At 74.3% G+C, this 13,392-nt stretch carries 14 protein-coding genes; 8 read left to right on the forward strand and 6 right to left on the reverse strand.

Features of this window, described 5'->3' with window-relative positions; genetic code table 11:
* The first annotated feature begins 130 nt into the window (after positions 1 to 130).
* Complete coding sequence (locus QA634_RS11330) at positions 131 to 1,633, forward strand: NAD(P)/FAD-dependent oxidoreductase (RefSeq protein WP_012332106.1); 1,503 nt, start codon at positions 131 to 133, stop codon at positions 1,631 to 1,633.
* Between the two features lie 193 nt (positions 1,634 to 1,826).
* Here the strand turns inward: QA634_RS11330 and QA634_RS11335 are convergent, their stop codons facing one another.
* Positions 1,827 to 2,318, reverse strand: a complete 492-nt coding sequence (locus QA634_RS11335) for a DUF2243 domain-containing protein (RefSeq protein ID WP_012332107.1) — start codon at positions 2,316 to 2,318, stop codon at positions 1,827 to 1,829.
* 163 nt (positions 2,319 to 2,481) lie between these two features.
* On the opposite strand from QA634_RS11335, the gene QA634_RS11340 reads away from it, so the two are divergent.
* The 3 genes from QA634_RS11340 to QA634_RS11350 all read left to right on the forward strand — a co-directional run bounded on the left by QA634_RS11340 (position 2,482) and on the right by QA634_RS11350 (position 5,695).
* A complete protein-coding gene (locus QA634_RS11340; RefSeq protein WP_012332108.1) occupies positions 2,482 to 3,834 on the forward strand; it encodes a DUF2157 domain-containing protein in 1,353 nt (450 codons plus the stop codon).
* Positions 3,831 to 4,469 (forward strand): GDYXXLXY domain-containing protein, encoded by a 639-nt coding sequence (locus QA634_RS11345; RefSeq protein ID WP_012332109.1) that lies wholly within the window; start codon positions 3,831 to 3,833, stop codon positions 4,467 to 4,469. Before QA634_RS11340 ends, QA634_RS11345 begins: the two co-directional genes overlap by 4 nt.
* Before the next feature lie 80 nt (positions 4,470 to 4,549).
* On the forward strand, positions 4,550 to 5,695 hold the full coding sequence (locus QA634_RS11350; RefSeq protein ID WP_012332110.1) for a complex I NDUFA9 subunit family protein: 1,146 nt from the start codon (positions 4,550 to 4,552) through the stop codon (positions 5,693 to 5,695).
* Between the two features lie 59 nt (positions 5,696 to 5,754).
* Here the strand turns inward: QA634_RS11350 and QA634_RS11355 are convergent, their stop codons facing one another.
* Positions 5,755 to 6,471, reverse strand: a complete 717-nt coding sequence (locus QA634_RS11355) for a sulfate transporter family protein (protein WP_012332111.1) — start codon at positions 6,469 to 6,471, stop codon at positions 5,755 to 5,757.
* Positions 6,472 to 6,577: 106 nt separating this feature from the next.
* On the opposite strand from QA634_RS11355, the gene QA634_RS11360 reads away from it, so the two are divergent.
* The gene (locus QA634_RS11360) at positions 6,578 to 6,967 is read left to right on the forward strand and encodes a DUF3775 domain-containing protein (RefSeq protein ID WP_012332112.1); all 390 of its coding nucleotides are present in this window, start codon (positions 6,578 to 6,580) and stop codon (positions 6,965 to 6,967) included.
* A gap of 270 nt (positions 6,968 to 7,237) precedes the next feature.
* Here the strand turns inward: QA634_RS11360 and QA634_RS11365 are convergent, their stop codons facing one another.
* The gene (locus tag QA634_RS11365; RefSeq protein WP_012332113.1) at positions 7,238 to 8,371 is read right to left on the reverse strand and encodes a carboxylate-amine ligase; all 1,134 of its coding nucleotides are present in this window, start codon (positions 8,369 to 8,371) and stop codon (positions 7,238 to 7,240) included.
* A 68-nt stretch (positions 8,372 to 8,439) separates the two neighbouring features.
* Positions 8,440 to 9,237, reverse strand: a complete 798-nt coding sequence (locus tag QA634_RS11370; RefSeq protein WP_012332114.1) for a 16S rRNA (uracil(1498)-N(3))-methyltransferase — start codon at positions 9,235 to 9,237, stop codon at positions 8,440 to 8,442.
* Positions 9,238 to 9,470: 233 nt separating this feature from the next.
* Between QA634_RS11370 and QA634_RS11375 the strand changes: the two genes are divergently transcribed.
* Both QA634_RS11375 and ubiA read left to right on the forward strand, forming a co-directional pair.
* Positions 9,471 to 9,932, forward strand: coding sequence for a hypothetical protein (locus tag QA634_RS11375; protein ID WP_043701098.1), 462 nt, complete (start codon positions 9,471 to 9,473; stop codon positions 9,930 to 9,932).
* Complete coding sequence (gene ubiA / locus QA634_RS11380; protein ID WP_012332115.1) at positions 9,929 to 10,909, forward strand: 4-hydroxybenzoate octaprenyltransferase; 981 nt, start codon at positions 9,929 to 9,931, stop codon at positions 10,907 to 10,909. The genes QA634_RS11375 and ubiA overlap by 4 nt, the downstream gene beginning before the upstream one ends.
* A 9-nt stretch (positions 10,910 to 10,918) precedes the next feature.
* Here the strand turns inward: ubiA and QA634_RS11385 are convergent, their stop codons facing one another.
* Positions 10,919 to 11,440, reverse strand: a complete 522-nt coding sequence (locus QA634_RS11385; RefSeq protein ID WP_012332116.1) for a DUF6101 family protein — start codon at positions 11,438 to 11,440, stop codon at positions 10,919 to 10,921.
* A 321-nt stretch (positions 11,441 to 11,761) separates the two neighbouring features.
* Between QA634_RS11385 and QA634_RS11390 the strand changes: the two genes are divergently transcribed.
* Positions 11,762 to 12,574: an inositol monophosphatase family protein gene (locus tag QA634_RS11390; RefSeq protein WP_012332117.1), complete on the forward strand. Its 813-nt coding sequence runs from the start codon at positions 11,762 to 11,764 to the stop codon at positions 12,572 to 12,574.
* A gap of 179 nt (positions 12,575 to 12,753) precedes the next feature.
* On the opposite strand, the gene rpsD is transcribed toward QA634_RS11390, so the two are convergent.
* A complete protein-coding gene (gene rpsD / locus QA634_RS11395; RefSeq protein WP_012332118.1) occupies positions 12,754 to 13,371 on the reverse strand; it encodes a 30S ribosomal protein S4 in 618 nt (205 codons plus the stop codon).
* Positions 13,372 to 13,392: the final 21 nt, after the last annotated feature.

The following is a 13,392-nucleotide window of genomic DNA, read 5'->3' on the forward strand; positions in this document are numbered from 1 at the left end:
CCCGCCCCGGATACGCGGCGCGCCGCCCGCCCGCGGAGAGGTGTTGTTTACCCATTCATCCTTAATGTCCCGGGCAGCCGAGATCCGTCGCGACCTGCCGCGCCCCCCGGCGACACCGGAGCCGAACCCGATGAGTCTGCACACCGAGACGCTGGTCATCGGCGCCGGGCCGGCCGGCCTGACGGCCGCCTACCTTCTCGCGAAGGCGGGCCGCGACGTCACGGTTCTGGAGAAGGATCCGGAGCGCGTCGGCGGCATCAGCCGCACCGTCGATTACAAGGGCTACCTGTTCGACATCGGCGGCCACCGCTTCTTCTCGAAGTCGAAGGAGGTGGTGGACCTCTGGAACGAGATCCTGCCGGACGACTTCATCGAGCGGCCGCGCCTGTCGCGGATCTACTACAAGGGCCGCTACTACGCCTACCCGCTGAAGGCGTTCGAGGCCCTGCGCAATCTCGGCCTGTGGCAGAGCGCGGCCTGCGTCGCCTCCTACCTCTACGCCCGCGCCCGGCCGGTGCGGGAGCCGCGGAGCTTCCATGAGTGGGTGCGCAACCAGTTCGGCGAGCGCCTGTTCTCGATCTTCTTCAAGACCTACACCGAGAAGGTGTGGGGCATGTCCTGCGACGCGATCTCGGCCGATTGGGCGGCCCAGCGCATCAAGGGGCTCGACCTCGGCGCGGCGATCCGCGACGCGCTCGTGCGCTCGCTCGGCCTGCGGGGTCGGCCGAAGCCGGGCGAGCCGGTGATCAAGACGCTGATCGAGTCCTTCCGCTATCCGCGCCGCGGCCCCGGCATGATGTGGGACGCGGCGACCGCCGCGATCCACGGCTTCGGCGGGCGGGTCCTCCTCGACCGCGGCGTCGAGAGCCTGTCCTTCGACCAGGGCAGCGGCCTGTGGACGGTGGGCGCCCGCCGCCGGGACGGCAGCCGCGAGACCTTCACGGCCCGCCACGTGATCTCCTCGGCGGCGATCCAGGACCTCGTGCGGGCGATCCGGCCCGCGCCGCTCTCCACCTTCCACGCCCGCGCGCTCGCCTACCGCGACTTCATCACGGTGGCGCTGATCGCCCGCGGTGCCGAGGACTTTCCCGACAACTGGATCTACATCCACGACCCGAGCGTGAAGGTCGGACGGGTGCAGAACTTCCGCTCCTGGTCGCCCGAGATGGTTCCGGACCCGGCCTATACCTGCCTGGGGCTGGAATATTTCTGCTTCGAGGGCGACGGCCTGTGGAGCGCGCCGGACGAGGAGCTGGTGGCTCTGGCCAAGCGCGAGATCGCGCAGATCGGCCTGATCCGGGCCGAGGACGTGGTGGATGCCTGCGTGGTGCGCCAGCCCAAGGCCTATCCGGTCTACGACGAGGCCTATCGCGACAACGTCGCGGCGATCCGCCGGGACCTGGAGGGAGCCTACCCGACCCTGCACCTCGTCGGGCGCAACGGCATGCACAAGTACAACAACCAGGACCACGCCATGATGACCGCCATGCTGACGGCGCGGAACATCCTGGCCGGCCAGCGCCTCTACGACGTCTGGGGCGTGAACGAGGACGCCGAGTACGCCGAGGCCGGCATCGCCGGGGCGCGCGAGGCGCTCCAGAGCGAGCGGCTGGTGCCGCGCAAGGTCGCCTGAGCGGCCCTCCTCCGCCTCGACCTGCACCGCGCGGGGAGCGGCCCGCGGCCTCACGGCCCGCAGCGGATCGCCAGCAGGGCGTCGAGGCTCGGCGCCGCGCCGAGGAGCGCCACCCGCCAGGCCGGCGCGGTGGCGGCGCCCAGCCCGAGACCCAGGACCAGCCAGGGCAGAGCCGCCCGCAGCCGCGGGGCCGTCAGCGCGAGGCGGCGCGCCGGCGGCCCGCCCGCAGCAGGGCCGCCCCGGCCATCAGCATCACCGCACCCCAGGCCAGGAACCCCAGATCCCACGCCAGCCATCGCGACCGCTCCACGCTCTCGTTGACATGGTGCACGCCGAGGATCTGGTGATCGACCACACCCTCCACGAGGTTGAACAGGCCCCAGCCTGCCAGCACCGCACCCGCCATCTGCAGGCCCGACCAGCGCAGGCGGTCACGATGCGCCCGTCGCCAGAGCAGGAACAGGCCCAGCACCACGAAGACGTAGGTCGTGCTGTGGAAGATCCCGTCCCACAGGGTGTTGCGCTCGAGCGCGGCGAGCGAGGTGATCGGGTACCAGCTGCTCAGCATGTGGTGCCATTGCAGCACCTGATGCAGCACGATGCCGTCGAAGAAGCCGCCCAGGCCGAGGCCGAACAGGATCCCGGCGGCGACCGGGAAGGCGGGCCTGGGATCGGCCTCCGGCATCGGGCCCTCCGTCTGGCTGCGCGTCCCGAGTGAACGGATGCGGGGGACCGCCGTTCCGCGCGTGCCGGGCCGCACCGCGGCCGTGCGGCGTCTCGGCGACAGGTGCGCGCCCGGCTATCATCGCGCCCGGAAGCCGGGCCGTGAGGGAGCGTCGCCAGCCGCCATGCCGTTGAGCTACCGCGACCGCGTTCTCGCCGACATCCGCGCCTGGGCCGCCCGCGGCCTCATCGACGCCGAGCAGCAGCGCCTGCTGGAGGCCGAGCTGCGGCGGGAGCCGGGCCTCGCCGGCCTCCAGGTCGCCCTCGGCGCCGTCGCGGCCCTGCTCGTCGCCGTCGCGGCGATCACCTTCGTGGCCTCGAACTGGGCCGGGATGCCGCCCCTCTGGCGCCTCGTCCTCCTGGTGGCGGCGGATGCCCTCGCGGTCGGGCTCGCCGCCCTCGCCACCCTCCGGCATCGCCGCAGCGGGGACGTCACGCTGCGGCGCCTCGCCGACGCCCTGGCCGGGCTCTCGGTCGCCGTCTCCGCCGCCGCGCTCGCCCTGATGGGCCAGACCTTCCACCTGCCGCCGGACCTGCCGGGCTACGCCGTCACCGTCGCGGTCGTTGCCACCGCGACCGCCCTCGCACTGCGCTCCGGCAGCGCGGGCGGCCTCGCCGCCGCGGGGCTGGCGCTCGCCGCCTGGGCGGATTTCCTCCAGGACGGCGCCGAGGCCGCGCCGGGCCTGCCGCATCCGGCCTGGCCCTGCCTCGTCGTGCTGGCGACCGGCCAGCTGTCGGGGCGCATCCCGGCACGGACCGCCGGGTTCTTCCTCCTGCTCCTGCCGCTCGCCAGCGCGGTCGCGGTGCCGGCCGCGGGCCCGCGCATCGATGCGGGCCGGCTCGCGCTCTTCGCCCTCGCGGTCGTCACCGCGGCGCAGGCCGCCTCCCGCCTGCCGCGCCTCGGTCCGGGGGTCGCGCGCCGGCTCGCGCGGCTCGCGCGGGCGGCCGGGGGCTTCGTGCTCCTCGCCCTGCTGGCGCGGGCCGCGGGCCTGCTCGGCGCCGAACCGGCCGGGAGCGCGCCCTCGTTCCCGCGCCTCCTCGCCGGACTCGCCCTGGTCGGGCTCGGCCTCGCGCTGCCGCGGCCGCGCGGGACACCCGTCCCGATCGGGCCCGCGATCCTCGCCGGGGCGGCGCTGGTTCCCCTGGCGCTCGGCGCCGGTCCGCCGTCCCGCGGCGCCGCGGCCGCCCCGGCCCTGGTCTGGACGGTGCTGCTCCCCCTCCTCGCCGTGGCGGTGGCGGCCCGGCTCGACGGGCGCCGCGCCCTCGGGGCCGTCAGCCTGGCCGCCTGCGCCGCCATGACCCTCGGCGTGCTGCTCCTCGGCGACGACCTGATCGGCGTCGCCCTCCACCTGCTCGCCGCGGGCGCTCTCGCGGCCCTCGCCCTCGCGGCGACCCGCCGCCTCGGCGCGATGCGGCCGGCCCGGCCGGGAAACGGGCCGAGGGCGGGGCCCAAGGACGAGCCGAGGGACGGGCCATGATCCGCGACCTCCTGCCGCGCCTGCGCGGCGCCCCGGCGAGCGCCGCGCTGTTCGGCCTCGTCTTCCTCGTGCAGGCGCTGCCCGCCGTGACCGTCGCGGTCGAGCAGTCCCGGCGGCTGACCACCGGGCGGCCGGTCCTGCTCGCCACCGCCACCCGCGATCCGCGCGACCTGTTGCGGGGCGAGTACAGCGTGCTGTCCTACGAGATCGGCCAGCCCGCGAACCTGCCCGCCGCCCCGGACCTCGCCGCGTCCTGCCCCGCGCAGGGCGCGTGCCCGCTCGCCGCCGGCACCACCGTGTACGTCACGCTCGTGCCGGGGGAGGACGGCCTGTCCCGCGCCGCGGCCGTCGCGGCCGCACCGCCCGCGGACGGCGCCCTCGCCCTGCGCGGCACGGTCCGGTTCGGCACCCTGGTGCCGGGCGGCTCCGCCGTCTGTCCGGCCGCGCGCTGCCTCGCGGGCGCGGTCACCTACGGCATCGAGCGCTGGTACGGGCCGCAGGGCGCGCCCGCGGCGCTCGACCGCCTCGACCGCGGCCGGATCCGCATCCGCGCCCGGGTCGATGCCGCGGGCGGGGCCGTCCTCGACGCCGTCCTGGTCGACGGCCGGGAGGTGGCGCGCACCCCGCGGCTCTGAGCCCCGCGGCCCCGCGGGCGCTTCACAGCTTCGGTGCCTTTGACTAAGGAGCCGGGACGCCTCCGCACAGGATCCCGACCATGCCCGACCCCGTCGGCCCGACCCGGCCCGCCTCGCAGCTCGTGACCGTGTTCGGCGGCTCGGGCTTCCTGGGACGGCACGTGGTGCGGGCGCTCGCCAAGCGCGGCTACCGCATCCGCGTCGCCGTCCGCCGGCCCGACCTCGCGCAGTTCCTGCAGCCCCTCGGCCGCGTCGGCCAGATCGTCGCCGTGCAGGCGAACCTGCGCGACCCCGCCTCGGTCGCCCGCGCCGTCGAGCACGCGGACGTGGTGGTCAACCTCGTCGGCATCCTGCAGGAGAGCGGGAACCAGCGCTTCCAGCGCCTCCAGGCGGAGGGGCCGGGGGTCATCGCCCGGGCCGCCGCGGCGATCGGCGCCCGGATGGTGCACGTCTCGGCGATCGGCGCCGATGCGGGCTCGCCCTCGGCCTACGCGCGCTCGAAGGCGGCCGGCGAGGCCGGCGTGCTCGCCGCCCGCCCCGACGCGGTCATCGTCCGGCCGTCGATCATCTTCGGCCACGGCGACAGCTTCTTCAACCGCTTCGCCGCCCTCGTCGGCCTGCTGCCGGTGCTGCCGCTCGCCGGGGCCGAGACCCGCATGCAGCCGGTCTTCGTCGGCGACGTCGCCGAGGTGATCGCCCTCGCCGTGGACGGCAAGGCGCGGCCCGGCACCACCTACGAACTCGGCGGCCCGGAGATCCTCACCCTGCGCCAGCTCGTGGAGTACACGCTGCAGGTCACGATGCGCCGCCGCCTCGTCCTGCCGATCCCGGCCCCGGCCGCCCGCCTCCAGGCCTGGGCCCTCGAGACCGTCGACGCGCTCACCCTCGGCCTCCTGCCCGACAGCCTCAAGCTCACCCGCGACCAAGTCTTGCTGCTGGCGCGGGACAACGTCGTCTCGGAGGCGGCCAAGGCGGAGGGGCGCAGCTTCGAGGCCTTCGGTATCGTCCCGACCGCCATCGAGGCGGTGGTGCCCGGCTATCTCTGGCGCTTCCGCAAGGCGGGGCAGTTCGCCGTCGGCCGCGGCAGCCCCGGCATGGCAGCCGTGCCGGACCTGCTCGCCGCCGCGCCGATGGGCGAGCATTCCGCCCATCACCCCGAGCAGGCCGGCGGCCCCGCGATCGGCCAGAAGGCCGCGGGCGCCGGTCAGGCGCCCGGCATGCGCTGAGGCGCGGGCGCCCGCTCGGCGGGGCCCGCGCCCCGCCCCGCGGGGTTCGCGCCGGGGCCTCAGCGGATCTGCCGGCGGCCCTGCGGCGGCACGAGCAGCCGCTCGCGGCTGAGCCCCTTGTGGACATGGACCATGAGGGCGATGCCGAAGAGCGGGGTGAGCAGGTTCAGCACCGGCACCACCATCAGGCCGGCGAGGAGCGCGCCGGCCGCCAGCACCGTCGCCGAGTGGTGGCGGCGCATGGCCTGCGCCTCGCCGAGCGGCCGGAACCGCGCCGCGGCGAGTTCGAAATACTCCCGGCCCAGCAGGTAGGTGTTCGCGCCGAAGAAGGCGATCAGGTTCACGCCGGGCACGAAGAACAGCGCCAGCGCGACCAGGTTGACGAGGAGCGCCAGCCCCGCGAAGCGCAGGGCGTAGAGCAGGGCCTGGCCCAGCGCCATGGCTTGGCCTGGCACCTCGTCCGGGAAGTCGGTGCGCTCGACGATGTCGGCGGCGTCGTCCACGAAGTAGCCGGCGACCAGGATCGAGACCGGCGGCAGGATGTAGGCGAGCGCCACGAACAGCCCGGCCCCGGCCAGGAAGAACGCGAAGCTGTTGACGATCGGGTACTGCGCCGAGATCGGATGCCCGATCAGGAAGGCGTCGATCAGCCGGGTGAGCCCGAACCAGACCAGCACCAGCAGGCCGATCGTCAGGCCGAGCGACCGCCACAGGATGCGCCGCAGGGATGGGGAGAGCACCTGCCGCAGGGCCGCGGCGGCGGCGGAGAGGAGCATCGTGACCTCGCGCGATGAGGAAAGCCGCGCCCGGGGACCCGGGCCGCGCCTCGCGGGTTGAAGGGGCAGCCGCCGCGCCGGCGGCGCTGCGTGGCAGGAGATACGCATGGACATCGCCGTCGAGAAGGTCTGTGAATTCATCCTGCGGGTGCGGGCCCTCGACGTGAAAGAAGGCCCGACGGATGCGGATTCGGGCTCGAACCCGATCGACGATGGCGCCCGCGACGTGCTCATCGAGGATCCCGACGACGCCACCGAGGAGGAGCTGCGCGAGGTGATCGCGGGCCTCAACGACGACGAACGGGCCGAGCTGGTGGCCCTGCTCTATGTCGGGCGCGGCGACATGGAGCCAGAGGAGTTCCCGGACGCGGTGCGCCTCGCCCGCGAGCGCGAGGCGGCCGGCACCGATCCGGCCAATTACCTGCTCGGCATCCCCAACCTGGGCGACCTGCTGGCCGAGGGGCTGGAGGGGATGGGGCTGCGCTGCGACGTGTGATCGCAACGGCCCGGGAGGCCGACGCCTCGGGCCGTTGATCGATCCCCCGTCCCCGGCTCATGGCCGGGGGCTTGGCCGGACGCTTGGCCGAGGGCTTGGCCGAGGGCTTGGCCGGGGGGTTGGCGGAGATCCGGCGATCGGCTCGGCGTGGCCGTCGGGCAGCCGATAGCCGCCTCCGCCGGCTTCGATGCCGAACCGACTACCAGGATTGCCGATGACGGGCCGCGCCGGAGCCGCCCCGGGGCGGGCGCCCGCGCCCGGCGGCGGGCCTCAATGCCAGCTCGGATTGGCGCCGATCGTCTCGGCCGAGAGCCAGTCCACCACGCAGGCCAGGGCCTCCCGGACCGGCAGGCCGCGGCCCTGCGCCTCCGTGAACAGGGCGAGCTGGCGGTCCGCGCTGGTGCCGCGGGCGACGATCCAGCGGGCGAGGTCGAGTTCGGCCGTGCAGCCGAGGGCGGCCCCGTCCTCGGCGACGAGGGCGAGGGTGCGGGAGAGCAGCGCCGGCACGGGCTCGGCCTCGCCCGATTCCGTCATCAGGCTGCCGTGGATGCCGGAGCGCTGCGCCCGCCAGCAATTCTCCGCCGTGATCGCGTGGGTGGCGCCGGTGAGGTCGCGCTGGAGCGACGGGTCCCGGGCGAGCCGCCGCACGAGGCAGCGCGTCAGGGCGGCGATCGCCAGGGTGTCGTCGAGGCGCGTGCAGCTGTCGGCGATGCGCAGGTCGAGGGCATGCGCCTCGCCGGCGGGCCGGATCACCCACCAGACATGGGCGAGGTCGGCGATCGCCCCGGCGCGCATCAGGGCCGCGAGGTAGCGCGCGTGGTCGTCCTCGTCGCGGAAGTAGGGTGGCAGGCCGCTGCGGGGCAATTCGCGCGAGGCCGCGAGCCGGTAGCCCATCAGCCCGGTGCGCTGCGCCTGCCAGAAGGGCGAGGAGGTCGAGAGCGCCAGGATCAGCGGCAGGAAGGGCTGGATCCGGTTCATCACGTCGATGCGCGACACGCCCTCCGGCAGCCCGACCCGGATCGACAGGCCGCAGACCACGGTGCGGCTGCCGACCATCTGCAGGTCGCGCTGCACGCGGTCGCGGGCGGCGGCGTCGCGCGGGCGCACCCGGCTCCACAGGGCGATCGGGTGGGTGCCCGCCGCCATGACGGTGAGGCCGCGCGCGGCGGCGAGCGCCCCGATCCCGCCCCGCAGCGCCTCCAGCGCCCGGCGGGCCTCGGCGAGGTCCGCGACCGGCGGTGTCGACCAGATCAGCCGGGGCTCGATCAGGTCGTGGCGCGCGGCCGGGAAGTCCCGGCGGCAGACGCCGAGGAAGTCCCGCATCCGCGCGCGCGCGGCGTCCCGCTTCTGCGCGTCGTTGAGAAAGACGTCTTCCTCGATGCAGAGCGCGAAATCTGCGGCCATGCGCGATTCCTCCGGGCGCGGGGCCGCGAGGCCGCCGGCGCGTGTCATCGGTCGGGTGTGTGGCGGCGTCAGGGCGCCGGCGGTTCGCCCCGCGCATCGCCCAGGACGGCCTGGACCAGGGCGAGCACGGCGACCGCGGCCGTGTCGGCGCGCAGGATCCTGGGGCCGAGCGAGAGGCGGATCGTGGTCGGACGTTCCAAGATGAGGGCGCGCTCCTCCGGCGTGAACCCCCCCTCCGGCCCGATCACAACGGCGAGCGGGAGCGGGACGTTCCCGCCCCGGCCGGCGCCCGCCGGGGGCCGGGCCACGCCCTGCCGGAGCGCCGCGACCGGGTCGCGCACCGGCGCGTCCTCGTCGCAGAAGACCAGCAGGCGGTCCGCCTCAAGGGCGGCGAGCGCTTCCGTCAGCGGCGCCGCCTCGGCGATCTCCGGGATCGCCAGGATGCCGCATTGCTCCGCCGCCTCGACGGCGTTGGCGCGCAGGCGGTCGAGCTTGATCCGGTCGCCCTGGGTGCGGCGCGTGATCACGGGGCGGATCAGGCTCGCGCCCATCTCCACAGCCTTCTGGGCGACGTAGTCGAGCCGCGCCGCCTTCAGGGGGGCGAAGAGGTAGTGCAGGTCCCCGGGCTCCGTCTGCGGCCGGGTCCGGCGGCGCAGGACGAGGTCGCCCGCCTTGCGGCCGGTCGGCCTGATCTCCGCCCACCATTCCCCGTCGCGCCCGTTGAACACCAGCACGCCGTCCCCCTCGCCCCGGCGCAGGACCCCGAGCAGGTAATTCGCCTGGGCGCGGTCGAGGCCGTGGACCACCCCCTCGGCCATCGGCACGTCGAGGAACAGGCGCGGTGCGCTGAAATCATAGGCCGCCATGCGCCCTGGTCGCCGAGCGGGGCCGTGCCTGTCAATGGCGCCGCCGCGCGCCCCCGTTCGGGGAGGGACGCGGCGGCGCGCTCGAATCACGCCACAATCCTGTGCAGAACCTCCGCAACCGCCGCATGCGGCAAGGAACTGTTTGGGGACGGCCGGGCCGGGCCTGGTCGTCGCGTCTCGCGCTGCCCGGGCGGTGGTGATAGAGCCGGCGAGGGGGTTGAGGGATGGTTCGCATGGAGAAGCGCGCCGTGGCGGCACTCGCCGCCGGCTTGTTCGGGGTCGTGCTGCTCGGCGGGGCGGCCCGCGCCCAGGGCGTCGATTGCGGGGCGATCCAGAAGACGCTCACCGAGCGCAAGGACATCGTCGCGCGGGTGAACGCGGCCTCGAAGGGCAAGAACAAGCTCACCGCCGCCCAGGCCTGCTCGCTGTTCACGCGGCTCCAGGCGAACGGCAACGAGGGCCTGAAGTGGATCAGCGCCAACAAGGATTGGTGCTCGATCCCGGATTCCTTCGCGGAGGGCTTCAAGGCCGACCACACCCGGGTCGGCGCCCTGCGCGGCAAGATCTGCGGCGCCGCCCAGCAGCAGGCGGTGATGGAGAAGCGCGCCCGCGCCCAGGCCGAGAATTCTGGGGGCGGGCTCCTCGGCGGGCCCGGCCTGACGGGCAGCTTCAAGCTGCCGCAGGGAGCCCTGTGAGGCCGGCGCAGGTGGCGGAGGAGCCGGCGCCCGGCCTCACGGGTGCCGCCGACCGGCCGGTCGCGGACGCGGTGACCGGACACTGGGTCGACCGGCACGCCCCCGCTTCGGTGCGGCCCTACCTGCGGCTCGCGCGCATCGAGCGCCCGATCGGCTGGTGGCTCCTGCTCCTGCCCTGCTGGTGGTCGGCGTCCCTCGCCGCCGTCGCGACCGGGCGGTTGGGGCCGAATCTCTGGCACCTCGCCCTCTTCCTCGTCGGCGCGATCGCCATGCGGGGGGCAGGCTCGACCTACAACGACATCGCGGACCGTGACCTCGACGCGCGGGTCGAGCGCACGCGGCTGCGGCCGCTGCCCTCGGGGCGCCTGCGGGTGCGGCACGCCCTCGCCTTCCTGGTGGCGCAAGCCCTCGTCGGCCTCGCGGTGCTGCTGCAGTTCAACGCCTTCGCGATCGGGGTCGGGCTCGTCTCGCTCGTGCCGGTCGCCTTCTACCCGTTCATGAAGCGGGTGATGCCGGTGCCCCAGCTGGTCCTCGGGCTCGCCTTCGCCTGGGGCGCGCTGATGGGCTGGGCCGGGCTGGTCGGGCGGCTCGATCCGGCGCCGCTCTGGCTCTACGCCGGGGCGATCGCCTGGGTCATCGGCTACGACACGATCTACGCGGTCCAGGACATCGAGGACGACGAGATCGCCGGCATCAAGTCCTCGGCGCGCTTCTTCGGCACCCACGTGCGGGCGGCGGTGGCGGCCTGCTTCGCCGGCGCGGTCGCCTGCATCGGCGTTGCCGCGGCGCAGAGCGGGGTGGGTCCCCTCGGCTTCCTCGGCCTCGTCCTGTTCGCGGGCCACCTCGCCTGGCAGGTGCACCGCCTCGATCCGCGCGACGGGGCCCTGGCCCTGCGGCTCTTCCGCTCCAACCGCGATGCCGGGCTGATCCTGTTCGCCGGCCTCACCCTCGACGCGCTCTGGCAGGGGCTCGCCTGACCGCCGGGCTCAGACGCTCCGGTCGGTGAGGGGGGCCTCCTCCCGGTACACGGCCGGGCGCAGGGGCAGCTTGCCGGTCTTGCGGCGGCACAGGAAGCGCGGCCGGCGGTGGTTGAGGAGCCCGTGGCGGCGGCGGATGCGCACCGCGCCGAGCTTGACCCGGCCGATCTGCGCGCCCATCGCGGTCACCGCGCCGTCCTCCTGGATCACCAGGAGCGGCAGGCCGGTCTCGGCCCCGAGGCGGCGCCACACCGCGACGACGTCCGCGTCGCCGTAGAGGCCGAGCTGCATCAGCGGGTCGCCGTCCCGGTCGAGCAGCATCACGGCGAAGCGATCCTCCCCGGCCGCGTCGCTCGCCTCGGCGTCGAGGCAGAGCGCCACGCTCGCCGCCCGGCCCGCGCCGGGCATCCGGCCGACGATCGGGAGCGGGGACGGCTCGGCCTGGACCGGCCCGCGATGGATCGTGGGCAGCGGGCCGAAGGGCCGGCGCGGGGTGGCTTGGCGATTCGTGCGGTTCGATCTCGTGGCCATGGTTCTGCTCGACGCCCTGTCCGCGTGAGGCGGCGGTCTCTGACGGACCGTCCGCTGTTGAGGGCAGATTGCCTCGTCGGCGCTCAGAAGGCCTTAAAGCGCAGCGTTAAGCGATGGTTCGCGCCGCCTCTCCGCCGCGGATGCTCAATAGTTCCTTCCCCGGTCCGGCATCATTTCGCATTGATCCTGGCGCTGACCCATGGGTCGTCCTTGTGGCGGGGCGGCACGGCGCCTAAAACGGGACCCTCGTTCTGCACCGCCCTCCCGCGGGTTCCGGTCGGCGCGGGCTGCCCCCTGGTCCACTCGCACGGTCCCGTCCCCATGGCCTCCCCCCTCGACCCGCGCGCGCTCCTCCCCCAGGTCCGCGCCACCGTGCGCGAGGCGGCGCTGCTGGCGCTGCCCTTCTTCCGCGCGGGCGAGCGCACGACCGCGCGCGTCTGGAGCAAGTCGGGCGGCTCGCCGGTGACCGAGGCGGACGTCGCGGTGGACACGTTCCTGAAGATCCGGCTGAGCGAACTCGCCCCGCGGGCGGCGTGGCTCTCGGAGGAGACGCGCGACGACCCGGTCCGGCTCGCGCACGACCTCGTCTGGATCGTCGACCCGATCGACGGCACCCGGGCCTTCCTGTCGGGGGATCCCGACTGGTCGATCGCGATCGCGCTCCTGGCGGAGGGCGAGCCGGTGCTCGGCATGGTGGCGGCGCCCGTGACCGGGCTCCTCTACGAGGCCGTGGCCGGGGAGGGGGCGCGGCGCAACGGCGAGCCGATCCGGGTCACCGATCAGGCGGACCTCGCCCGCGCCCGGGTCGCCGGCCCCAAGCCGATGGTGGACCACCTGGAGCGCGCGCTCGGCCTCGGCGGGACGCCGGACGCGCTGGTTCGCCTGCGACGCATCCCCTCGCTGGCGCTGCGGGTGGCGCGGGTGGCCGAGGGGCTGGTCGATGTCGGGCTGATCTCGTCGGATGCCCGCGACTGGGACCTCGCCGGGGCGGACCTGATCCTGCGCGAGGCGGGCGGGGCGATGCTGGATCTCGCCGGCCGCGTGCCGTCCTACAATCGCCGCGAGCCGGTCCACGGCGAACTCGTCGCCGCGCCGCAATCGATGCAGGCAGCACTCCTGTCGGCGATGCGCTGAGGGCGCGCCTGCCAAGAGGCGCGCCGAAAATCGTGCGAAGAGACGCGCCAAGAAACCCGGGAAGAGACGCGCGAGGCAGCGCGCCAAGAAAACGGCCAAGAAAACGGCCGAGAAGACGGCCAAGAAAAAGGGCGGGCGCCGTTCGGCACCCGCCCGCGTCGAGACCCCGCGGCCTCGGATCAGCGCGAGTAGAACTCGATGACCTGGTTCGGCTCCATGTGCACCGGGTAGGGCACCTCGGAGAGGGTCGGCACGCGGGTGAAGCGCGCGGTCATCTTGCCGTGATCCGCCTCGATGTAGTCCGGCACGTCGCGCTCGGCGAGCTGCGAGGCCACGACCACGATCTCCAGCTGCTTGGAGGATTCCTTCACCTCGATCACGTCGCCCGGCTTCACGAGGTAGCTCGGGATGTTGACGCGCTGGCCGTTCACCCGGATGTGGCCGTGGTTCACGAACTGGCGGGCCGCGAAGGGGGTCGCCACGAATTTCGACCGGTACACGACCGCGTCGAGGCGGCGCTCCAGCAGGCCGACGAGGTTCTCGCCCGAGTCGCCGCGCAGGCGGATCGCCTCCGCGTAGTAGCGGCGGAACTGCTTCTCGGTGATGTTGGCGTAGTAGCCCTTCAGCTTCTGCTTCGCGCGCAGCTGCGTGCCGAAGTCGGAGAGCTTGCCCTTGCGGCGCTGTCCGTGCTGGCCGGGGCCGTATTCGCGCCGGTTGACGGGGCTCTTGGGGCGGCCCCAGATGTTCTGGCCCAAGCGGCGATCGAGCTTGTGCTTGGCCTGGATACGTTTTGACATCGCGTGTCCTCAGGGAACGAA

The sequence above is a fragment of the Methylobacterium sp. CB376 genome (genome assembly GCF_029714205.1).
In the GTDB taxonomy this organism is placed as follows: Bacteria; Pseudomonadota; Alphaproteobacteria; order Rhizobiales; family Beijerinckiaceae; genus Methylobacterium.